This is a genomic window from Sphingomonas sp. YR710 (assembly GCF_900101455.1).
GTDB lineage: Bacteria > Pseudomonadota > Alphaproteobacteria > Sphingomonadales > Sphingomonadaceae > Rhizorhabdus.
This window is the reverse complement of the sequence record NZ_FMZJ01000003.1, coordinates 26,450-48,830: the sequence shown is the minus strand read 5'-3', so window position 1 is coordinate 48,830 and position 22,381 is coordinate 26,450. Positions and strand designations below refer to the sequence as shown.

The following is a 22,381-nucleotide window of genomic DNA, read 5'->3' as shown; positions in this document are numbered from 1 at the left end:
ACGTTCCGCTCTGCGTCAAGGAAAGGCCGATCAGGCGGGAATAGCTTCAGCGACCGCGTCGGCGATCAGCGCGAACGATCGTAGGCGGGCGTGATGATCGTAGATGTCGGACACGATCATCAGTTCGTCGGCGCCCGTCTCGGCAACAAGTGCGTCGACGCCGCGGCGAATGGTTTCGGGCGAGCCGACGATCGAGCGGGCGAGCATCTGCATCGCGTGGGCCCGTTCTTGCGGCGTCCCGTAACTGCCGATATCGTCGATTGGTGCCGCACTCAGCCCGCGTTTGCCGCCGATCAGGTTGATCATCGACATTTGCTGCGTTGTCGCGAGGCGTCGGGCTTCGGCGTCGGTTTCGGCAGCGATGATGTTGACGCCGATCATCGCATGGGGGCGATCGAGCTGCGCGGAAGACTTGAACCGCTCGCGGTAGATTCTCAACGCTGCCATCAAGTCGGCGGGCGCGAAATGGGAAGCGAAGGCGTAAGGCAGGCCGAGTTCGGCGGCGAGCTGCGCGCCATAAGTGCTCGAACCCAATATCCACAAGGGCACCTCTGTGCCAGCTGCGGGTACGGCTTGAACACGCTGGTGCGGCTGTACCGGGCGGAAATAGGCCTGAAGCTCGAGGACATCCTGCGGAAAGGTATCGGCGCCGGGCGCGCGGCGCAGCGCCCGGACGGTAACCTGGTCGGTACCGGGCGCGCGGCCAAGGCCAAGGTCGATCCGTCCCGGATGCAATTGCGCGAGCGTGCCGAATTGCTCGGCAATCACGATCGGCGCGTGATTGGGCAGCATGATCCCGCCGGCGCCGACGCGAATGCTGCGCGTGCCCGCTGCAATATGCGCGAGCACGATCGAGGTTGCCGCGCTCGCGATACCCGGCATGTTATGATGTTCGGCCACCCAGAAACGGCGATAGCCATATTGTTCGGCATGCGCGGCCAGATCACGGGCGTTGTCGATCGCGCTGCGCGCATCGGTGTCGTCGGTCACCCGGACCAGATCGAGAATGGAAAGCGCAACCATGGAATCTCCTTCGGATCGCATGGATGTAGGAAGGGGAGAGCGGGTTTGCCATTGCGATGCCCGCAAGGGCCATTGCGGCGGCGGCGATATCAGCCCGTTGTCAGGAGGCCGACGCCGGAAATTCGCCGGGAATCAAAACCGCCGCACCGATCAGCTGGCCAGTCCGCAATTGCGCAAGCGCGGTATTGGCCTCGGTGAGTGGAAAGGGGGTGGTGACGGTTTCGATGCCCGCGCGCTGAACGACGTCAAAGAAGGAAGTGCCGTCGTCCCGCGTAAGATTGGCCACGGACAAAATCTGCCGTTCGCCCCACAGATCGGCGTAGGGAAAGGCCGGAATGTCGCTCATATGAATGCCGGCGCATACCACCCGGCCGCCCTTGCGGATGGCCTTCAGTGCCGCCGGAACGAGTGCGCCGACCGGCGCGAAGATCAATGCGGCGTCGAGCTGTTCCGGGGGCTGATCCTCGGAAGCGCCTGCCCAGCAACAGCCAAGCGAACGCGCGAAATCCTGGGCCTGTGCGTCGCCCGTTTTGGTGAATGCGTAGACGGCCCGCCCCTGCCAGACGGCGATCTGCGCGAGAATATGGGCAGCGGCCCCAAAGCCGTACAGCCCGATCCGCTGTCCTCCACCGGCGAGCCGTAGCGCCCGCCATCCGATCAGGCCGGCGCAGAGCAGCGGCGCGGCCTCGATATCGGTGAAGCGTTCGGGAATCGCGAAGCAGTAGCGCGCGTCCGCGACGACATGCGTCGCATAGCCGCCGTCGCGGGTCGCGCCGGTGAACAAGGGTCGATCGCAGAGATTTTCACGATCCGACAGGCAGTAGGGGCAGACTCCGCAGGTGTGACCGAGCCAGGGAATGCCGACACGTTCGCCGATTTTGAATCCCGGCGTATCTGGGCCGATTTCACGCACATATCCGACGATTTCGTGGCCCGGGATGATCGGGCGAAGTGCTGCGACCTCGCCGTCGATGACATGCAGGTCAGTTCGACAGACACCGCAGGCGGAGACTTCGACGAGCAGTTCGTAGGGCGCCGGGCGCGGCATGGGGCGCTCGACACGGCGAAGTGCTTTTCCCGGTCCATCGAGCTGCATCGCGATCATCGTCGGCATCCGCACCTCCTTTGATCAGGTGTCATTTGCCCTAGCAGGCCAGCGGGGTCCGCTATGCGAATAGCGCGATTGGCGTTGTCGGCAGCATCCGTATCATCACGCATATCGAGCCAGGCATCCCGAATCTAGCGTCGCACTACAAATATGGAGGTGACGATGAAGAACATTCTATTGTTGGTCCACGACGACGAGGGGCAAGAGGCCCGCGTCCAGACAGCACTGGATCTGACCCGCATATTGGGCGGTCATCTGACGTGCGTCGATGTTTCGATCATGCCGGCTGCGGTTGGCGATGTTTATAGCGGCGCGGGCGTGGCGATGTTGCTTGCCGACGAGCGCGAACGGGAAAGCCATAACAAGTCGACGCTCGAAAAGCGTCTGGCAGCCGAGGGCGTTTCCTGGGACTGGGTCGATGTTGTCGGCAATCTCGCAAGCTGCGTGATTGACACCGCCGAGATGGCCGATCTTATCGTTCTCAATCGCAAGCTCGACGAATTTTCGTTTCCTGACATGCGCGATGTCTCAAGCCGCATCCTCATGAAAACCCGCAAGCCGATTGTCGCCGTGCCCGAGGCGCAGAAGCGGTTCGAAGCGGGGCGGGCGCTTATCGCCTGGGATGGGAAGTCCTCGGTCTCGGCCACGATGCGCGCATGCACGCCGCTGCTGGCTCTGGCTGATGATGTTCTCATCTTGATGGTACGCGACGGATCGGAGCAGACAGAGCCCACAGAAGCAGCCGAATATCTGTCGCGTCACGGCATTCATGCGTCGATCCGGATTATCGAAAATGGCGTCGAGCCGGCGGACAAGCTCATCATGGAGGAATGCGGTGCATGGCGCGCCGATTATGTCCTGATGGGGGCCTATGGCCATGGGCGGCTGATGGAAGCCTTTGGCGGCGTGACCAAGCGCATGCTGAGCAAGAGCAAAGTGCCCTTGATCCTCGGTCACTGAGCGTGTGCAGGGGAGGGGCAGCTTCCGAGCCGCCCCTCCTGGGCTCCAGCCGTATTTTCGATGCCTTGCGCCGGGCAGGGCAAGTTCTGCCGTCGCGCGCCGGAGATATCCGCCGCTCCATATGATCGGCTGCCCCGCATAAACAACGCGCGCGCCTCCCGTAACGCCCCGCCGTCTGCGAATAATCAGCATTGCGCTGATGCTTGCAACGCGCCTCCCCCCTGTCGAACAGCAGCCTGAAATTCGCTCGGGAGCGGCGTCCGTGGCATCATGACGCATCCCCAGTACGATTCCCGGCGCGCCCTTTCCTGCAAGCAGCTTTTACAAGCTGCGGCAATCACCTATCCCGCGTTCCAAGATAGCAGTTGCATCCGGTGCCGCGTACGGCATGAAGATAGTGGCTGTGACATATTGTGAATGGCATTGGCGTTGTCGGGCGGAAGCTGATTCAATATGATGCTGATGACGTTAGGATCGCAGGGCAGAGCGGCTCGCGATATTTGCCAAGCGAACGGATCGGAGGCAGGTGCGTTGCGGATGCGGTGCAACCGTGAGCTGTCAGGGCATCCGGTGGACAACGGAAAGCGCGCAGGTGACTGATCCGCAGGACGTACTCAGCACTTCCGAAGTGAGTTCGGTTGCTGAGGAATTGAGCCTGCTGATCGACGGCGCGCTGGGCTATGCGATCTACATGCTCGATGCGCAGGGCAATGTGACGATATGGAACAAGGGGGCGGAGCGGCTGAAAGGCTGGTCAGAGGCGGAGGTGGTCGGGCGCAACGCGTCGATGTTTTATCCGGCCGACGCGATCGCTGACGGCAAGCCCGAGCGGGATCTGGCGCGGGCGCTGGCCGAAGGCAAGTTCGAGGAAGAGGCCTGGCGCGTCCGCAAGGACGGTTCGGAATTTCTTGCGAGCGTCGCTATCACCGCCCTGTACCGTAAGGACGGCAGCCTGCGCGGTTTCGCCAAGATCGTCTCGGACAATACCGATCGGCGGGCCGCCGAAGATGCCGTGCGGTCGCGCGAAAGCCTGCTCCAGTCGATCCTGTCGACCGTGCCCGATGCAATGGTGGTGATCGACGATCACGGGACGATCGTTTCGTTCAGCGCGGCGGCCGAGCGGTTGTTCGGCTATTCCGAGGCGGAGTTGCTTGGATGCAATGTCGAGCGACTGATGCCTTCGCCCGATCGCGAGCGGCATGACGGTTATATCCGGCGCTATCTCGAAACCGGCGAAAAGCGGATCATCGGTATTGGCCGTGTCGTCTTTGCCGAACGCAAGGATGGCACGACCTTTCCGATGGAACTTTCGATCGGCGAGACGAGCGGGGAGTCACAACGCCTGTTCACCGGCTTCATCCGCGATCTGACCGAACGCCAGAAAACCGAGCAGCGGCTTGAATCGCTCAAGTCCGAACTGATCCATGTTTCCAGACTGAGTGCCATGGGCACGATGGCATCGACGCTCGCGCACGAACTTAACCAGCCGATCACCGCCGTGACCAACTATGTCGAGGCGGTTCGGGACCTGCTCGAAAAGCCGAACCTCGACGACATGCCGATGATCCGGGAGGCGCTCGACGATACCGCCAAAGAAGCGCTGCGGGCAGGGCATATTGTCCGCCGCCTGCGCGATTTCGTGGCGCGCGGCGATGTCGACAAATCGATTGAGAAGCTTCCGGCGCTGATCAATGAGGCGGCGGTGCTTGGGCTGATGGATGCGCGCGAGAAAGGCGTCGAGACTCGGTTCGATCTCGATCCCTATTCTTCGCCCGTTCTGGTCGATAAGGTGCAGATCCAGCAGGTGCTGATAAACCTTACCCGCAATGCGATCGAGGCGATGAGCGGCTGTCCGGTGCGCAAATTGACGATATCGAGCCGGTCTGACCAGCCGGGGTTCGTCAGGGTTATCGTCACGGATACGGGCCCCGGCATTGCTCCCACCATCGCCGAGCGGTTGTTTACGGCTTTCGTCAGCTCCAAAAGCGAAGGCATGGGGCTTGGTCTTTCGATCTGCCGGACGATTATCGAAGCCAATGGTGGCCGGATCTGGGCGCAGCCGCGCGAGGGCGGCGGCACCGAGTTTCATTTCACGTTGATGCGGGCGGAGACCAGTGATGACGACTAGAAAGTTGGTGCATATCATCGACGATGAGGACGCCATTCGCCGTTCGGCCAGCTTCATGCTCAAGACCTCCGGCTATACGGTGGAAACCTGGTCCAACGGCGTCGCCTTTCTGAAGGAGGTGCGGCACGTCGAGGAAGGCTGCATCCTGCTCGACGTCCGCATGCCCGAAATGGACGGGCTTGAGGTGCAGCAGGCGCTGAACGAGCGCGGTATCACCATGCCGGTGATCGTGCTGACAGGGCATGGCGACGTAACGATCGCGGTGCGGGCGATGAAGGGCGGGGCGGTCGATTTTCTCGAAAAGCCGTTCGAAAAGGCGGTATTGCTGAGTGCGATCGAGGCGGCGTTCGGGCGGCTTGCATCGGCAGGAAGCCAGGCCGCGCGGGCAGCCGAAGCGGAAGTCGTACTGGGGGCATTGACGCCGCGTGAACGGGATGTCCTCGAAGGGCTGGCGAAGGGGCTCCCGAACAAGACCATTGCTTATGATCTGGGCATTTCACCGCGCACCGTGGAGGTCCACCGTGCGAACCTGATGTCCAAGCTCGAAGTGCGCAGCCTCTCCGATGCCCTGCGGATCGCCTTTGCCGCAGGCATGGGCGGCGGCTGAATCGGGATCATTACGTAGCGACCCCGGATCGCTGGCCTGTCAGAGGTTGGCGATCTGATAAGGTTGTTCTAAAATGGATATTGCTGCCCGACACATTACCCCAACGGCCCAGCGCGAGAGGATCCTGCTGGTCGAAGATGACCCTGGGGTGCGGCGCTCAATGCAATTGCTGTTGCAGGCGCAGGGCTTTGATGTCCGGGCCTATGCCAACGGTATAACGCTGCTGGCGGACGAAGCGAATAGCGAAGCGAAATGCTTCATCGCCGACTATCGCATGGATGACCTTAACGGCATCGCGGTGTTGACGCGGTTGCGCGAACGCGGATGGACCGGACCCGCCGTTTTGATAACAGCTTATGCTACTAATGATCTGTCCGGTGCGGCCATTGCGGCGGGCTTCGACGTGGTCCTGGAAAAGCCGTTACGCAAACATGCGCTGATCGAGGCAGTGACGCGTCTGACCCGCGCCAATGGCGCCGCATGATGGCGAGTGCCCGCATGGCCGGATCCGACTCGATCGATCGGTTGACCTCGCGTGAACGCGAAGTCGCGATGGGGCTCGCGCGCGGGCTCACCAACAAGCAGATCGGTCGTGAATTGGGAATAAGCCATCGCACGGTTGAAATTCATCGTGCCCGGCTCAAGCGAAAGCTGGGCTTGCCAACTTTGTTGGCGCTGAAGGAGTTGACACTGCCTCCTCGGGGTGAGCCGGCCTGAAACGGCTTCGGACGCTGGCGGCCCGAATATTCAGGCCGCTTGCGGCCGGAATTGCGGCGGGAAAATAAGGCCGCCTTTTATTGGCGTCGGCGCTGGCGATCAGCCGGCGGCGACACGGCGGAGGGCGGGAAGGTCTGTTGCGATCAAGCGACGTCCACCCGGCAGTTCGACTATGCCCATCTGCTTGAAGCGAGTCATCGCCCGGCTGACGGTTTCGATCGCAAGGCCAAGCAGATCGCCCATCTGCTGCCGGCTCAACGGCAAGGAGACCTCCTTGCCGTTCGCGCCGTCCAGGCGCTCGACCATCTCGACCAGCAAGCTCGCGACCCGCTCGGTTGCCGAGAGTCGGCCAAGCAGCAGCATCCAATGCCGCGCGCGATCGAGTTCGTCGAGCGTGCGGCGTAGCAGCGCCTGTTCGATGCCCGAATTGGTTTCCACGAACTTGTCGAATGCGCCGCGCCGGAAGACGCAGACGGTGGCGTCGGTCAGCGCCGTCACGGTGTGATGGCTGTTGCTGCCGAACGGGCGGCCGATGAAATCGGAGGGAAAGACGATGCCGACAATCTGTTCGCGGCCGTCCCCGGTCATGGTCGAAAGCTTGAGCATGCCTTCAAGGACGTTGCCGACCAGGACCGATTCCTCACTTTCCCAGAACAGCGCCTGCCCGCGACGCACATGCACCCGGCGGCCGAGATGCGAAAGCGTCTCGAGGCCAACCGGCGACAGTGACGCGCAGATCGCGTCTCCGCGCACGCTACATTCCTCGCATGGGTTGTGGGCCCGTCCGGTTCCTGTGGTAAGGCTCGACGATTCCAGCAGCATGTTAATCCCCTGCGTACGAGCCGCACCATTGGCCCGCTCCTCAAGGCGCCTTCTCCGCCATGCCGGTCGGCGGCAAAATACGAATATATACCTATGACCCCGGATGCTCGATCGCCGTTACAATGTGCCCGCCTATGCCGACGGTTTTCGGGCACGTGAGGATCGCGACATTGATCGCGCGCTGACCGACAAACTGCGCGTGGGGATTAATTCCCCCGGAGTAGGCGGGCCCGGCGCGTTTTTGCCACGCCATAGCGCCAGGGGAGGGCGGCGCGCTTGCGCGGGCGGGGATGTTGCGGTGCAATATGTCGATGGACATCGTCTATTATGAAGATCCGGTCGGCAATTTCGGCGATGATCTCAACGCGCTGATCTGGCCGAGAATCCTGCCCCGGGATGTGCTGGACAGCGATGATGTGATGCTGGTGGGGATTGGCAGCCTGCTCGACGCGGCGCGGTTTCGCGGTCGCGACATTGCGGGGCGCCGGGTGTTCGTGCTGGGATCGGGGGCCGCCTATGGGCGTCTGCCTGACGGATGCGAGGCCTGGCGCTATCTGGCGGTGCGCGGGCCGCTGACGGCGGCGCTGATCGGGCAGGCGCAGGCCTCGATCACCGACAGCGCCGCCTTGCTGGCGGGCCTGCCCGAACTGGTGCCCGTCGCCGGGCGGCGCGACTCGATCCTGTTCATGCCGCATCACCGCACGCTGGTGAACAGCCGCTGGGCCGAAGCGGCCGCGCTTGCGGGGATGGAGTTCGTCGACCCGCAATGGCCGCCCGAACGGATATTGGCGGCCTATGGGCGCGCCCGGCTGGTGGTGACCGAGGCGATGCACGGCGCGATCGTGGCTGATACGTTGCGAATCCCCTGGGTGCCGGTGCTGATCTCGCCCGAGGTCAGCATCTTCAAATGGCGCGACTGGCTGGGATCGCTCGACATGCCCTATCGCCCAATCCAGCTGCCGCCGACCGCGCGGCTCGAGGCGTTCCGCTATCGCCGGATCAGCCGGATCACGCGTGGGACCGGGCGGAGCATCGCCGATCCGACGCTGGCGCAGGCGAGCGATGGGCAACTGATCGCCGATTTCCACCAGCGCTATCGCGACGAGCCTGAGGTGATCGACGGGGTCGCCGCACCGGGGGGTGTGAAGACGCTGATCAAAGGCATGGTTTCGGCCTTCGACGGTCCGATGGTGGCGGCCGCGGCCGCGGCGCTCAGGCGGGCGGCGGCGGGCGAGGCCTATCTGAGCCGCGATGCGATCTTCGCCGATCGGCTCGCGGCGTTGCAGGCGGCGGTGGCGACGTTGATCGCCGATGTCCGGGCGCCGGCGCCCGGGGCGGCGGTCAGGGCCGACGCCGCAGGCGCCTGAGCCCGCCGGCGCGTCGCATCAGCTGGCGGCCGGACGGAAAGGCCGCCATTGTCGCGAGGAACAACGCATAAGCCAGGACGATCGCCAGCAGCAGACCGGCCAGACTGTTGCCGAACGGGATGCGTGCGACCAGCCCGAGCAGCATCGCGCTGACGATCGTCGCTGCGGCCAGCGGTCCCAGCAGGCGCAGCGCATCGGCCCGAGATATCGGCCCGCTGCGCGTAACCGCCCACCACATCAGCGGGATCTGAACGAAGCCGCTGGCAAGCGCCGCTCCGATTGCTACACCCTCAGGGCCCCAGAAGATGCCGATTGCATAAGCGATGACGATCGACAACGAGCCGATCCCGCCCCATTTGAGCTGCTCCCGGGCGCGGCCCTGGCTGACGAACAGCCAGGAAGCGGCCTGGCGCAGCTGCAAGGTCAGCGCACATACGCCGAGCCACGCGAAGATCGGCGCGGCGGCGATCCAGCGTTCGCCGAGCAGCAACCGGATGAGCGGATGGGCGAACAGGATCGCGCAGAGGATGCCTGGTGTCGTGACGATCAGGATCAGGCCGAGCATCGTCAGATAGGAATCGCGATATTCGCGATCATCGGCGGCCAGTCGCGAAAGCAAGGGTACGGCGACGCGGGCCGCAGGGGCCGTCATCTGCCACAAAGGCTGGAACATCAGCTTGTAGGCGCGATCGTAAATGCCGAGCGATCCGGCGCCGAACCGCGCGCCGATCAGGATGTTATCGAGATTGGTGATGAGATAGCCGAGCAGATTATAGCCGGTCACGGCACCGCCGAAGCGGATCAGGTGGAAGGCATCGCGATCGATGTGCGGGCGCGATGGGCGCCAGCGCGAAAATGTCCAGGCCAGCACCAGCACCGCACAGCCATTGCCGAGCTGCATCATCACCAGCGACCAGGTGCCGAACCCGGCCAGCGCCGCCGCCAGCCCGATCATCACCGAGAGGACGAGCGATCCGAACTCGATCGCGGCAATCGCCGAAAATTGCATCCGGCGATTGAGAATGGCGAGATGCTGGGCGGCGAGGCTCGACAACAGCAATGACGAGGCCATCGCGATCACGATCCAGAGCAGGGCCGGCGTCGCGTAGAAGCGGGTCACCAGCGGTGCGGCGATCACGGTCAGCAGCGCCAGCGCGGTGCCGATCGCGACATTCAGCCAGAACAGGCTGGACAGTTCGGACTGGTTGATCGTCGCGCGTTGCACCGTCGCCTGCGACAGGCCGAGATCGGTCAGCAACAAGGCGGCGGCGATCAGCGGCGCCACCATCGCGATCAGGCCGAAATCGGTGGGCAACAGCAGCCGGGCCAGCGTAACCTGGCTGCCGAATTGCAGGACGAACCTGGCGGCCTGCGCCGCCATCGTTATGGCGGCGCCGGAGGCCGAACGCGCCTTGAGGGCGCGGGCATCCCCGGCAGGCGAGAAATCCGCCGGGCGCTCTGATGTGTTCATGCCGTCAGCTTCCGCTTCGTCGGCGATAGCCGCCGCGCCAGGCCTTGCGCAGGATCATCGGCAGCTGGCGCGCGCTTTCGAGCCCGATCAGGCCCATGCTGTCCGGCCCGGAAAAGAAATAACCCATCGCCTTGCAGAAATGGCGCGCCTTCAGCTCGTCGGTGAAGCCGCGATAATAATAACAGCGGTCGACGCCCCGCAAATGGCGGGCGATGAGGCTCGCGAAGCGGCCATCGCCCTTGCGGCGGGCCTCGGCCAGCAGCGCGCGCTGGCGCTGGCGCAGCCGATCGAGATCGCCGACCGTCTGGATCTGGGTGAGCGAGTTGCCGCGCACCAGATAGCGGTACATCGGTTCGGGATGGAGCCACCAGATCGCGCCGGCCCGCAGGCAATCGACATAGAGCGCGAAATCCTCGGCGAAGCGCACATGTTCGTCATAGCGTATCGCGTGATCGATCAGGAATTTGCGGCGCATCAGCGGTTTGAGGAAGCCATAATTGGTGCGCGGGGCATCGGGCTTCGAAATGTTGCGCTCGATGAATTCCGCCAGATCGATCCGGTGCGGCTCCGGCAGAAAGCCGGGGGGCATCATCGGCACGGTGGCGCCGTCGGCTTCCTCGATCAGCAGGAGGTTGTCGGCGACGAGATCGGCGTGCCGGCCCTGCGCCAGATCGAGCAAAGTGGCGAGCCGCTGCGGTGCATAGCTGTCGTCGGCATCGAGCAAGGCGATCCAGGTGCCGCGTGCGGCCGCAATGCCGGCATTGCGCGCGGCCGAGGGCCCGCCATTGCGGGGCAGGGCCAGCAGGGATATGCGGGGATCGTTCGCGGCCATCAACGCGGCGCGTTCGCGGGTATCGTCGGTGGACCGGTCATCCACTACGATGATCTCGATATTCTCAAGGCTTTGCGCCGTTGCCGACGCAATCGCACCTTCGATATACTCCGCGGCATTATAGGCCGGAATGACGACACTGACATCGATCATGGGGCTTCCTGACAGCCTGCTTGTTCCATCCGGCCGAATCGAAAGCGATGAAGAATGTCCGGACAGGAAATCATGCCCAAGGTTACGGTAGTCGTGCCGGCATACAACGTCGCGGACTACGTCCTGCCGTGCCTGGCATCCGTTACGTCTCAGACCTGGCAGAATATCGCCTGCATTGTCGTCGATGACGGCTCGACCGACGCCACCGCCGCGCGCGTGGAGGCGTTGGCCGATCCACGGGTGCTGCTGATTCGGCAGGCCAATGCCGGGGTTTCCGCCGCGCGCAACCGCGGCTTTGCGGAAAGCGACGGCGATCTGGTGATGTTCCTCGACGGCGATGATCTGCTGCATCCTTCGGCGATCGAGCGGCTCGTGGATGCGCTGGAGGCGCGGCCGGATGCGGTGGCCGCCTTTGGTACCTTCGTGAAAATTCTGCCAGGCGGCGCCATTTATCCGGGGCAGAAGCCGCTCGGCCGGCACCGTTATCCCGACGGCGACGTGCTGCGCGCGATGCTCCACGGCAATTTCCTGGCCAATGGCGGACATGTGCTGATCCGGCGCGATGCGGCGGCGGCGATCGGCGGCTTCGATGCCGGGCTGCGCCTGAGCGAGGACTGGGAATATTGGTGCCGGCTTGCGGCTCATGGCCGGTTCGCGTTTATCGGCCGCGAGCCGGAAGTCTTTTATTTGCGGGTACGGCCCGGCAGTTCGTCGGGCGGATTGTCGGTCGATTGGGGCAATCATCTGCCATGCCTGCAGAAGATCGCCGACAATCCGGCGATCAGCGACCGTTTTCCCGCAAACGAATGGCAAAAGCTGGTCCGCGCGATGTGGGCCAGCCAGATGTGGGAAGCCGGGCGGGTCAATTTCACGATGCGGCACTTCGCCGAGGCGCGGGGATTGATGCTGGGTGCGCTTCGTCTCAAGCCGGATGGGAAACGTCTCGTCCTGTTCGCCGCGGCGCAGCTCTCGCAGCTCACGAATCGCTCGTTCGTTTCGCGCCTGCGCTTTCGCGATGCGGATGTGAGCGCGGATCAGCCGGCCTGAGGGCCGGAATAAAGAGAATCCGTCCCACGCCTTGGATTATCGGCGCGAACGTGGCATGGAAGGCGCGTAGAATTGCTCGGCAAGCACGGGGGCTGCCGACAAATTCCTCCAAAAAGGATCATCGGCTGTTGAACCGGCGAAGATGAACCTTACCTAAACAGGTGGGAGAGATGCGATGACTGGATATGATCCGCGCGACGGCGAGATGGCATCGGCTCCCGCCGCCGAGCCTGCCGTGCTGCGTGCAGGTCAGCCCGATGTCGTTCCGATCTGGTCGCAATCGACGATCGCTCCACCGGATTTCGCCGGCAAACGGATTTCGTTGAAGATGTGGGCTCTGGCGGCAGTCGTCGGTGCTTCGATCTGGGCGGTGATTTTCAAACTGCTGCTGTAATTTCGGGTTCCCGCGCCGTGCGTTCCTGTGACGCACTCTTTTCCTCGCTCCAGATGCACAACAGGAACGACAGCACCAGCATCGGCGTAAATAGCAGATAGCCGCCGCCGATCAGGAAGGTCGTGAGCGCAACCAGCGACATCAGCGCGATATCGCGCCGCCACAAGGTGCCGATCAGCATTGCAAGAAAGCTGAGCAAGCCGACAACACCATAATCGATCAGGAGCTTGGCCACCGAATTGCCGGTGCCTTCGACATGATAATCGTAGCGCTCGGTGGCGCCCGGGCCGTAGCCGATCAGCACGCGCGGCTCGTGCAGAAAGTCCGCGACCGGGACGAAGGGGCCGATGAAGCGGGCATAGGCGCTGCTGCCCGAATATTGGATTTCATCGGTGCGGCTGGTGAAGGCGGCGAACTGATCGGGGACCGCGACTGCGGCGGCGGCGATCGCGATCGCGCCGGCGACGATGAAGCCGGCCATGCGTTTGAAGTTCCGAACCGAAAGGCAGGCGTAGAAGGGCATGGCGAGCATCAGGGCCAGCGCACCAGTACCCGAGAAGGTAACGACATAGGCGATCAGATAGAGCGGTAGCCAGCGGGCGCGCCCACACACGAAATAGTCGAGCACGATCGCGAAGACGAGCAGTTGCGAGAAGATACTCGGTTCGAGCAGCAGCAGCCCGTTCGATCGGCGGATCGTCGAGCCATAATGCATGATCGGATCATAGTTGAACTGATGCTCGACCAGGATCGGCCGCATCGCGGGGACCGTCAGCATGAACGAGAACAGCCGCACGCCGGCGAACTGGATGACCCACTGGGCGATGCCGAGCACCGAAATTACGCGCATGTAGAGCAGGAACAGATCGACGGTCGCCGCGCGGTCGAACCGCCGCGAAGGGCCGAAGATCGCCAGGCCATAAGTGATGAGTACAGCGGCCAGCGAGGCCAGGCTGATGCCGAAGCGGGCATCGGGCAGGGCGATGGCGATCAGGCAGCCGATCAGCGCGATACTGGCGAACAGCAGGTAGAGGAATGTCGCGCCTGGCCTCAGCCGGGCATGGCGCGTCACCACCATCGCCACCAGCAGCATCCCGAACAATGGCAGGCTGACGAACAAGGCGCTGCCGCCCAGCATGATGCCGAAACGCTGGAGGATCAGGCAGGCGATGAGCGCCGCGTGAATATAAAACCGGCTCAACCAGCGATCGATCGCGGGTTGCGCCACAGAATGGTCAAGAGGTGAGGCCAGGCTGGTCATAGCCCCGGTTCCCGGTCATTTTTCGATCCATCGGGATTATGCCCCGGCCGGCCGAAGCGCACCCTGTTGGTTGGCGCGTCGAACGCCCATCTGTGCGCTACTGCCCCTTCAGGAGGCGTGCCATGATCCGATCTTTCACGATGATGGTGCTCGCGACGGCAACGCTGTCTCATGCGCTCCCGGCTGCGGCGGAACCGCAGGTCTTTGTTTACAAGGGGGCCGGCTGCGACGGGCGCGACCGCATTCCGCGCTTCGAACAGGTGATGGGCGTTCAGGTGGTCGGTGCGGTCGATTTCCTGTCGCAGGACGGCTGGCCGCAGATGATCGGCGGGGCAAAATGGGCGCTCGATTGCTGGTCCCAGGTGCCGATCGCTCTCAGCATCAGCCTGCCCATGCTGATGAAGACCGAGACGAGTTTTGCTGCCGGTCTCGCCGGCGCCAATGATGCTGCCTTCGCCCAGGTCGGCAGCCTGCTGGTCGCGAAGGGTAAGGCCGATGCCTCGATCCGGGTGGGCTGGGAATTCAACGGCAACTGGTATCCGTGGGCGATCTACCGCGATCCGGCCGGCTTCAAGGCCTATTTCCGCCGGATCGTCGGCATATTGCGGGCGACGCCGGGCCAGCATTTCACGATCGTCTGGAATCCCAGCATGAACAGCGGATCGATCACGCCCGAAAATGCGTGGCCGGGCGACGATGTCGTCGATGCGATCGGGCTCGACGTCTATAACCAGTCGTGGCGATCGCAGGATATCGATCCCGCCGTCCGCTGGCAGGGCTATCTGACCGCGAATTACGGGTTGAACTGGCTGGCCGATTTCGCCGTCACACACAACAAGCCGATCGTCATTCCCGAATGGGGCACGGGTACGCGCCCGGATGGCCATGGCTGGGGCGACGATCCCTTGTTTATCCACAATATGGCGGCCTGGATGCGGGCGCATAATACGCTGTTCCACGGCTATTGGGATTTCAACGCATCTGATTACAACGCGCAGCTTTCCACCGGCCTGTTTCCCAATGCCGCGGCTGCCTATACACAGGAATTCGGACCGCATTGATCGATCAGACCCGAAAGGCTTCGTAGGTTTCGAGGCTGTAGTCGGACTCGGCTTCGCCTGACTTCGCCAGCGCCTTCATGTCGACCTGGGTCAGGACGACGCCGAGCGGTTCGATGCCGAGCGCGCGCATTCGGCGTACATTTGCGTAGGCCGTCTGCCAGGGGGTGCGCCGCCATTGTACCGCCAATATGACGTCGTCGAGCTGGCGGAGGAGCTGGAGCGCTTCGGCGACGATCAGAGACGGCGCGACATCGAAGATCACCAGATCGAAACGCTCGTCGCAGGCGCGGGCCAGCGCATCCATCCTGTCGCGATCGAAAATGTCGTGGGTGATGCCCGCCTGGCTTTGCGTGGGCAGGATCATCAGCCCGGTGTCGGGATCGCGGATCATCGCCGTCTCGAGCGACACATGGCCTTGCAGGACGTTGATCAACCCAGGGCCGGGTTCGACGCCGAACATCGGTGCGACGGCCGGCCTGCGGACATCGGCATCGACGAGCAAGGTGCGGCTGCCGGCGAGCGCGGATGCGCGGGCGAGCGAGAGCGCCAGGGTGGTCTTGCCCTCGTGCGGGCGTGACGAGGTGATACCGATGCGAAGCGCCCGATCGCCCAGCCGCCGGCCGCTCAGCAAGGTGAGCCGGATGGCACGCAACGCCTCGGGATACAGCGACATCGGCCGTTCGACGGCGAAATCGATTGGGGCGATATGCCGTTCATCCCGTCGCGCAATCGATCTGACATCGGGCAGGTTGGCGAGATTGGGCAGGCCCAGCCGGGTCTCGACATCGTGCGAGCTTGCGAGGCCGCGATCGAGCTTTTCGATCAGCCATACGACCGCGCTGGCGGCGATCGCAGCCAGGACGATCCCGATCGCCAGCATCAATGGCCGGTTCGGCGCGCTGGGGTTCAGCGGCAGCAATGCGGGCGAGAACAGTCGCGCATCTTCATCGGCCACCAGCGCCTGCGAGCGGATCGAGTTCCGGCGGGTGAGCAGGGTCTGGTACGTGTCCTTCAACCCGTCGGCTTTGCGCTGAAGTTCGTCGAGCTTGACCGACGCCGCATTGTTGACGGCCAGCGTGCCGTTTGTCGCTGCTGCCGTTGCCCGTGCGTTTGCCGCGCGATCGGCGGCGATGCGGGCGTTGGCGTCGAGGTTGGAAACAACGCGGTGGATTTCGGCATTGATGTCGCGATCGATGTCGGCCAACTGGTCGCGGGCCTTGATGAGTTCCGGATGATCGGAACGGTAACGGCTCTGGAGGTCGGCGATCCGCGTGGTGATCAGCGATCGCTGGGTGCGCAGTTGCTGGACCACCGGCGATTGCAGCGCGGCGCCGACATCATCGCCATTCGATCCCCGTGCGAGCTGCGCGCGCGCCGTGCGCAGGCGGGCATTTTCTTCGGCCTGGGTAGCGCGCGCGGCCGCGTCCTGCTGCTTGTAGAGCGACAATTCGGTTTCTGTGAAGGTAATGCCGGCGCTGCTCAGCAGATTGTTCGCCGCCTTGTACCGCGCGACATCGGCTTCGGCCTGTTCGAGCTTCCCGCGCAGACTGTCGAGCTCGCTGCCGAGGCCGGTATCGACATTGGCCACGGCCGAGCGCCGCGATGCTTCCTTCACGTTCAGATATTGACGGCCGATTTCGTCGGCGATGGACTTTGCCAGCATGGGATCGGGCGATGTGTAGGCTATGGTGACGACATTCGCGGCGCCGGGCCGGGTGATCTTGAGGTTCGATTTCAGGAGCGTGGCGACGGCCGCCGACTTCGCCGCGTCAGGGAGTTTTGCCAACGGCCCGGCGAACAGGGGATTGTGGACGAGGTTGAGCGCCTGTGCCGCTTTTTCGGCAACGGCGGGGGAGCGCAGGATTTCGACTTCGGTATCGGCGGCGCTGTCGCCGGTCGGCAGGCCCGGCAAAACCTCCTTGTCCTTTTCGGAGATGTTCAGCTCACGCGAATTGACGACCATGCCGGCGGTCGCGGTGTAGAGTTTGGTCCGGGTGAAGGTGAACAAGGCGACAGCGCCCAGCACGATCAGGAAGACCAGGCTGAAGGCAAGGAGCCGGCGCCGCAGCACGCCGAGCAGTCGGCGCATGCCGTCCATCCGGTTGTCGGGTGCGCCGGCAAAATGTGCCGGCCGGTGTTCGGTATGATAAGCGGCGACCGGGGTCAGCGCGCGGGTGCGGTCGTCCATGGCCTTATCTCCTCAACGTGACGCCGACCATCAGGCGATTGTCGACATAGGAGCGGTACCGATCGACCCCGTGTGACGATTGATCGAGCCGATCATAACGTGCTTCGAGCGCCATCATGCGATTGAGCCGCCAGGTCGCGCGTGCGGTGGCGGTGATGCGATCGTCCCGCCGATCGAGATTGTTGAACGTATTGTGTTGATAGCCGGCCGATGCGCTGATGATGAGCGAACGCATCAGCTCGTGATCGATCCCCAGGCTGGCCTCGGTCGACAGATAACCGCCCGATCCCGGAATACCGGAATCGAGCACCTGCCGGTCCGCGCGCAACGTGATGGTGGTGAGCTGCGTCGGGAAATATTCGACCTTGGCGTTGATCGCGGGCCCGGAAAGATCGGTGTAGAAGCGGTTGAGAAAGTGCTGGCTGACATAGCCCACGCCGATGCTGCCCCGGACCAGCGCGGCGGGTTCGAACTCGATGCCGGCCAGCAGTTGATAGCCGCGAGAGTCCCGCTTCGGCGTTTGCACGGTACCCAGCCTGAAGTTCCGCCAGTCGCCGACTGCGCGCACGAAGAAGCCCATCGCGGGGCTCGCCGCATAAGCCGCGCGCACGCCGACCCGGTAGCTGTTGTTGTCGCTGCTATCCTGTTCGTAGATCGAACCGTCGGGCAGGGTGCCGTCATGATAGTTGCGACGTGCATAGGTGGCATCTGCCGAAAGGCGCAGCCTGCCGAAATCCTGCCTTATTGCCGCGGCCGCTGCAGTGGTGGTGGAGCGGACCGGGTGGATGGTCTGCGCAAAGGCATCTTGCGACTGACGCGATTGATGCGCGTCGAGATAGCGCAGGCTCGTTCGGATGCTCGTTGAACTGCCGAGGTTGAACGTGCCGGTTGCGCCCAGATCGACGTCCGCGATATCTTCCGAAACGTACCTGGCGTAGCGATCGATCGTGCCCAGCGCATGCAAAGCGACGCTGTTTGCGCCCCAACTCGTTTGCAGGGTTGCTTCCGGCTTGAGGCGAAGGATGGCATCGGCCTTCCGGCCGCGATCCTGCACGAAGATATTGTCATCGCCGATCGTCTGTATCGCAAGCGACGGCGACAGCCGCCAGCTTCCGAGCGCGATGCCCGGGGCTTCATAGCCCGGCTGCTGCCGGTCCGTGACGGCGGTATAACGTTGCATGCTCGTCTGCGGGGCCTCCGTCGGTAAAATCTCCTGCGCCTGGGCCGTGACGGCGATGGCCGCCATCAACCCGCCTGCCAGCCGCACCAGATGAAGGGGATGCAGACCGGTCCGCATCGTCCTTCTCAGAAATATCGCTCCCTGATCCTGATCGTGTCGCCGGGATAGACCGGGAGATCGGCGGTCAGCGGATGACGAGACTCGCCGGACTCGTCGGGGTGGCGGACCATCGCGACCTTGGCATTGGCGCGATAGGTGAAGCCGCCGGCGGTGGCGACCGCGCCCAGCACGGTCATGCCCGATCGATAGGGATATTGCCCCGCCTTGTTGACCTCGCCCAGCACGTAGATCGGCCGATATTCGACGACGTCGACCACCACCCTGGGGTCTTTCAGGAACTTCTCGGCTAAAGCCGCGGACAGGGCCGTGCTGAATTCGGATAAGGTCAGGCCCGAGGCCTTGATCATGCCGACGAGCGGAAAGGATACAGAGCCTTCGGCGTTGACGAGATATTCGCCGGCCATCGGATCCTCACCATAAACAGCGATCCGCAACTTGTCGTCAGGTCCAAGGTGATAGACGTAAGGCGCCGTCGTCGCAGTGGAACTGGGCGGGGCGATATCGTTGGCACAGCCGGCGGCGGCCAGTGACAAGACGAGGGGGAGGAGTCTGGTCAGGCGCTTCATGCGGGATCCTCGCTATGTGTCGGCATTCCCCGGTCCTCGATTTTGAGCCCGACTTTGTGATCCCCCGATCTTGTGAAGTGCACACATAAACGCTGCAAAAAGCCCGCCCCCCACGCAAAGTGCATGGTGGCGAGGGCGGGAATCATGAGCAGCGCGCAGGCGGAACGAGTTCGCATGGCCATGGCCGCCGCCGCGATCGAAATGACGGTGCCATAGCCGATGGGCAGGATGAGCGACGCGGCGTTCAAGGGAGCGAGCAGCATGCCGCCGAGGACGCCGATCAAGGCTATCGGCGGCAGCATCTGGCGGATCCGCAGCGGTTCGCCATGTTTCAGGAAGGTTCGTGCCCGGCCCGATCCATAGCGGAAATATTGGCGGGCCAGCCCCTTCAGCGTTCTGCGCGGCGTGTAGCGAATGCAGATATTGGCGGCGAACCATATCCGTCCGCCGCCACGCCGGATCCGATAATCCAGCTCGGCATCCTCATTGGCTTCGAAGGTTGGATCATAGCCGCCGGTTCGTTCGAAAATCGCGCGCGTCATGCCGGCATGGTGGCCATGATCGATGAAGCCCGAAATATGGCCCATGCGGTGCGCCGATCCACCGGTGCCGATGCGGCTGTTCGATGCGAGCGCGATGGCGCGGTGCAGGCAGCTGTCGCCCGAGGTCTCCATCCGGACGACCACGCTGTCCGCGCCCGTTATTGTCAGCGCGCGCGCCACCAGACCGACATAGCCCTTTGGATAGCCGGCATGGGCATCGACCCGGACGATCACGCCGAACCGGGGATTGGCGCGGGCGACGGCGCGATTGATGCCGGCTGCCTGGATGCGATCGGGGTTGTCGATCAGCTGGACCCGCGGGTCGCTGCGCGCCGCCGCCGACACGATCGCGCGCGTGCCGTCCGTGCTGCCACCGTCCGCGACAAGGACTTCGCCGACGATATCAGCGGGTTCGGCGAGCAGATGATCGAGCAGCGGGCCGATATGGCCAGTCTCGTCAAGCGTGGGGATGATGACGCTGGCGGTGTGGGAGTTGGAGGACATGAGGCTCACCGTTGGAGCGCCGCGATGAAACGGTCAGCCGATGTGGTGAGGTCGCTCCGACCCGTCCTGCTGCGGGTGGCCGGGGCCAACGTCGCAGCAATTTCCGGCGCGATCGCGTCGTTCATTGCGTCCTCCAGCGGTCTTGCAGCGAAATCGATCCGACATGGAGCGGGCAGATATTCGCGGAACACGTCGATGTCCGATCCGAGCACGGGGACGCCATAAGCCAGCGCCTCGAGCATCACGAGCGGCACACCCTCCCAGCGCGAGGGCATCAGCAGCAGATCCGCCGCCGCCAGATAGGCGTGCGGGCTATCGGTCCACGCGATGCAGCGCAGATCGAGATCGGCGGGGAACTGGGCCGCCAGCGCTTCGAACATCGCCCGCCCTGGGCCGTCGCCGACGATCAGGAATGTCCATTCGGTTAAGTGGCCGATCCGGCGGCGGATCGCATCGGCGAGCCGATCGAGACCCTTCTGGCGGACATCAAGACGGCCGAGGACCAGGGCGATGCGGCGGTCGGAGGGCAGGTTCAGTGTCGCGCGCGCCAAATCACGATCGGGTCGCGGCGGCGGGGATACGATATTGTCCACCACCACCGTATCGCCGCCGCCTGCCATGTGCACCTGCGATGCGACCGCGCTTGAGGGCACGATGAAGCGGTCCGGCCGCCGATAAAGCCGCCGGCGCACCATATCGCCGGGTATTGTCGCTCGTCCGAGTTCGGCCATCCCATGCGCCATCGGGATATAGCTGATCAGAAAGGTCTCGGGTGGCGCCGCAAGCATCGGCACCGCCAGATTTTCGATCCGGCCCTGTAACAGCAGCACCGACGCAGGGCGCTCGGCGGCGATCAGTTCACGCACGGCCTGCGCATAATTCCGGCGGAAAGGAGCGAGATAGGGCTCTGCGCGGCGCTTGACGAACGGCCATGCGTGCGCGTCCAGCATCGGCGATCCGAATTGTGCGAACCAGTCCCGCAGCCGGACATTGCCCTCCGAAAAGCGGATCGCGATCCGCCGGAACGCGCCGCTGTCGATCAGCCGGGGCAGGAAGCGCAGGAACATCGCCTCATGGCCGCCAAAACTTCGGCTGTCCTGCAGGACGAGGAGATTACCCGCGCTCATGCGGCGGCACCCATGGCCGGCAGCTCCTGGCGCCGTCCGATCAGCCGATCATAGATCGTGCGCGTCGTCGCGCCGATCGCCTTCCAGTCGGGTATATCCTGGCCGGGTCGGGTCTTGGGCGATTTGCCCACCGAGTCCATGATGGCGATGGCCAGTGCGGCGGGATCGCCGGCCGGCACCAGCGCGCCAACACCGGCCTGTTCGTCAATCAACTTGCGAAACGCGCCGACATCGCTGGCGATGATCCAGCGATCGAGCTCGGCTATGAGGTGGAGAACGCCGCTTGCCTCGATCGATCGATAGGGAAAGAGGAAGGCATCCGCGCTCCGCAGCAGGCTGGCCATCGCGGCATCGGAGTGACGAAAGGGGCGGAATGAGAGGCACGTGCCGAGACCCTGCGCCTGCGCGCGGAGCGGCTCGATTGGCACCATCGGTTCGCCTGCTACGATGATCTCGATACGGTCGCGATCTTCGGGCGCGATCCGGCCGAGCGCCTCGATCGCGATATCGACGCCCTTATAGTGTTGGATGCGCCCGAACAGGACGATGCGCCAGCGGAAGTCCGTGCGCGGCTCTGCCGGGGCAGGGGGGAGAGGCAAGGTGCCGTGCGGGACGATGCTGATCCGATCGGAAGGCAGTCCCCGGTCGCGCAGCGCCTGTCGCCCGGCCTCGCCATGCACGATGAGGTGGTCGAACCCGGCCAGAAGCCGGTCATGTCCAGACAGCTGCACGCGTGCGACTGCCTTGCCGTTGAATGGCGCGGTATCGTGTACCGTCATGACGACCGGGCATATCCGCCCCACCCGTTCGATCGCGCGGCGATCGAAGGCAGGCAGGACGCACCATTGGAAATGCACGATATCGGGGCTTTCGCTGGCGATCATGCGGATCAGGCGCTCGAGGCCGACGAGATGTTCGATCCCTTTCATCGCTTGCCAGGCGCGGCCGATCCGGCGTCGGGGCCCATCCGACAGCGGGTAAAAGATCGGCGAGACCCGCTCTTGCGCGAGGGCATCATCCTCACCGGGCCGCAAGGCGCGCGTGACCCAGCGCACATCGACGCCGTTGGCCCGCAGGCCCCGCGACAGTGCCGCGTCATATGGCGCGGTGAACAGCGAGGGATCGACCTGAAATACCCTCAAGGGGCGATCGGTGACGTGCCGCATCGGAGCCACATGCCTTTGATCCGGGATGCTGATGACG

General features: G+C 63.8%; 21 protein-coding genes. 9 read left to right on the top strand and 12 right to left on the bottom strand.

Annotation, left to right across the window (positions count from 1 at the left end; translation table 11 throughout):
* Positions 1-30 precede the first annotated feature (30 nt).
* Both BLS13_RS04815 and BLS13_RS04810 read right to left on the bottom strand, forming a co-directional pair.
* Positions 31-1,023 (bottom strand): LLM class flavin-dependent oxidoreductase, encoded by a 993-nt coding sequence (locus tag BLS13_RS04815; RefSeq protein ID WP_093450256.1) that lies wholly within the window; start codon positions 1,021-1,023, stop codon positions 31-33.
* A gap of 100 nt (positions 1,024-1,123) precedes the next feature.
* Positions 1,124-2,137, bottom strand: a complete 1,014-nt coding sequence (locus BLS13_RS04810; RefSeq protein ID WP_093450255.1) for a zinc-dependent alcohol dehydrogenase family protein — start codon at positions 2,135-2,137, stop codon at positions 1,124-1,126.
* 156 nt (positions 2,138-2,293) lie between these two features.
* Here BLS13_RS04810 and BLS13_RS04805 point away from each other — a divergent pair, with 156 nt between their 5' ends.
* The 5 genes from BLS13_RS04805 (at position 2,294) to BLS13_RS04785 (ending at position 6,543) form a co-directional block, all read left to right on the top strand.
* Positions 2,294-3,091, top strand: a complete 798-nt coding sequence (locus tag BLS13_RS04805; protein WP_093450623.1) for a universal stress protein — start codon at positions 2,294-2,296, stop codon at positions 3,089-3,091.
* A 592-nt stretch (positions 3,092-3,683) separates the two neighbouring features.
* Positions 3,684-5,219 carry a PAS domain-containing sensor histidine kinase gene (locus tag BLS13_RS04800; protein WP_256325710.1) on the top strand — a complete coding sequence of 512 codons (1,536 nt, stop codon included), beginning with the start codon at positions 3,684-3,686 and terminating at the stop codon, positions 5,217-5,219.
* Complete coding sequence (locus BLS13_RS04795) at positions 5,209-5,826, top strand: response regulator transcription factor (protein WP_093450252.1); 618 nt, start codon at positions 5,209-5,211, stop codon at positions 5,824-5,826. The genes BLS13_RS04800 and BLS13_RS04795 overlap by 11 nt, the downstream gene beginning before the upstream one ends.
* Before the next feature lie 73 nt (positions 5,827-5,899).
* Complete coding sequence (locus tag BLS13_RS04790) at positions 5,900-6,310, top strand: response regulator transcription factor (protein WP_093450250.1); 411 nt, start codon at positions 5,900-5,902, stop codon at positions 6,308-6,310.
* 14 nt (positions 6,311-6,324) lie between these two features.
* Positions 6,325-6,543 (top strand): LuxR C-terminal-related transcriptional regulator, encoded by a 219-nt coding sequence (locus BLS13_RS04785; RefSeq protein WP_256325709.1) that lies wholly within the window; start codon positions 6,325-6,327, stop codon positions 6,541-6,543.
* Positions 6,544-6,642: 99 nt separating this feature from the next.
* Here BLS13_RS04785 and BLS13_RS04780 read toward each other — a convergent pair whose 3' ends face one another.
* Positions 6,643-7,296, bottom strand: coding sequence for a Crp/Fnr family transcriptional regulator (locus BLS13_RS04780; protein ID WP_256325708.1), 654 nt, complete (start codon positions 7,294-7,296; stop codon positions 6,643-6,645).
* 374 nt (positions 7,297-7,670) lie between these two features.
* On the opposite strand from BLS13_RS04780, the gene BLS13_RS04775 reads away from it, so the two are divergent.
* On the top strand, positions 7,671-8,732 hold the full coding sequence (locus BLS13_RS04775) for a polysaccharide pyruvyl transferase family protein (RefSeq protein WP_093450246.1): 1,062 nt from the start codon (positions 7,671-7,673) through the stop codon (positions 8,730-8,732).
* On the opposite strand, the gene BLS13_RS04770 is transcribed toward BLS13_RS04775, so the two are convergent.
* Together BLS13_RS04770 and BLS13_RS04765 are read right to left on the bottom strand one after the other, a co-directional pair.
* Positions 8,707-10,203, bottom strand: a complete 1,497-nt coding sequence (locus BLS13_RS04770) for a lipopolysaccharide biosynthesis protein (RefSeq protein WP_093450244.1) — start codon at positions 10,201-10,203, stop codon at positions 8,707-8,709. The two genes, BLS13_RS04775 and BLS13_RS04770, sit on opposite strands and share 26 nt — an antisense overlap.
* 4 nt (positions 10,204-10,207) lie before the next feature.
* Complete coding sequence (locus tag BLS13_RS04765) at positions 10,208-11,188, bottom strand: glycosyltransferase family 2 protein (protein WP_093450243.1); 981 nt, start codon at positions 11,186-11,188, stop codon at positions 10,208-10,210.
* Positions 11,189-11,242: 54 nt separating this feature from the next.
* Here BLS13_RS04765 and BLS13_RS04760 point away from each other — a divergent pair, with 54 nt between their 5' ends.
* Both BLS13_RS04760 and BLS13_RS04755 read left to right on the top strand, forming a co-directional pair.
* A complete protein-coding gene (locus BLS13_RS04760; RefSeq protein ID WP_093450241.1) occupies positions 11,243-12,235 on the top strand; it encodes a glycosyltransferase family 2 protein in 993 nt (330 codons plus the stop codon).
* Between the two features lie 175 nt (positions 12,236-12,410).
* Complete coding sequence (locus BLS13_RS04755; RefSeq protein ID WP_093450240.1) at positions 12,411-12,629, top strand: hypothetical protein; 219 nt, start codon at positions 12,411-12,413, stop codon at positions 12,627-12,629.
* Here the strand turns inward: BLS13_RS04755 and BLS13_RS04750 are convergent.
* Entirely contained in the window at positions 12,613-13,890 is a 1,278-nt protein-coding gene (locus BLS13_RS04750) for a hypothetical protein (RefSeq protein ID WP_143011867.1), read from the bottom strand. The genes BLS13_RS04755 and BLS13_RS04750 overlap by 17 nt on opposite strands.
* A 122-nt stretch (positions 13,891-14,012) precedes the next feature.
* Between BLS13_RS04750 and BLS13_RS04745 the strand changes: the two genes are divergently transcribed.
* Positions 14,013-14,951, top strand: coding sequence for a glycoside hydrolase family 26 protein (locus BLS13_RS04745; protein ID WP_093450237.1), 939 nt, complete (start codon positions 14,013-14,015; stop codon positions 14,949-14,951).
* A gap of 4 nt (positions 14,952-14,955) precedes the next feature.
* On the opposite strand, the gene BLS13_RS04740 is transcribed toward BLS13_RS04745, so the two are convergent.
* From BLS13_RS04740 to BLS13_RS04715, 6 genes are read right to left on the bottom strand one after another with little or no spacing between them, the layout of a single operon-like run.
* On the bottom strand, positions 14,956-17,139 hold the full coding sequence (locus tag BLS13_RS04740) for a GumC family protein (protein ID WP_093450235.1): 2,184 nt from the start codon (positions 17,137-17,139) through the stop codon (positions 14,956-14,958).
* Positions 17,140-17,143: 4 nt separating this feature from the next.
* Entirely contained in the window at positions 17,144-18,436 is a 1,293-nt protein-coding gene (locus BLS13_RS04735) for an outer membrane beta-barrel protein (RefSeq protein ID WP_093450234.1), read from the bottom strand.
* 8 nt (positions 18,437-18,444) lie between these two features.
* Complete coding sequence (locus BLS13_RS04730; RefSeq protein ID WP_093450232.1) at positions 18,445-19,005, bottom strand: polysaccharide biosynthesis/export family protein; 561 nt, start codon at positions 19,003-19,005, stop codon at positions 18,445-18,447.
* Positions 19,002-20,051: a glycosyltransferase family 2 protein gene (locus BLS13_RS04725; RefSeq protein ID WP_093450231.1), complete on the bottom strand. Its 1,050-nt coding sequence runs from the start codon at positions 20,049-20,051 to the stop codon at positions 19,002-19,004. Before BLS13_RS04725 ends, BLS13_RS04730 begins: the two co-directional genes overlap by 4 nt.
* A 5-nt stretch (positions 20,052-20,056) precedes the next feature.
* The gene (locus BLS13_RS04720; protein ID WP_093450229.1) at positions 20,057-21,178 is read right to left on the bottom strand and encodes a glycosyltransferase; all 1,122 of its coding nucleotides are present in this window, start codon (positions 21,176-21,178) and stop codon (positions 20,057-20,059) included.
* A complete protein-coding gene (locus BLS13_RS04715; protein WP_093450228.1) occupies positions 21,175-22,344 on the bottom strand; it encodes a glycosyltransferase in 1,170 nt (389 codons plus the stop codon). Before BLS13_RS04715 ends, BLS13_RS04720 begins: the two co-directional genes overlap by 4 nt.
* Positions 22,345-22,381 lie beyond the last annotated feature (37 nt).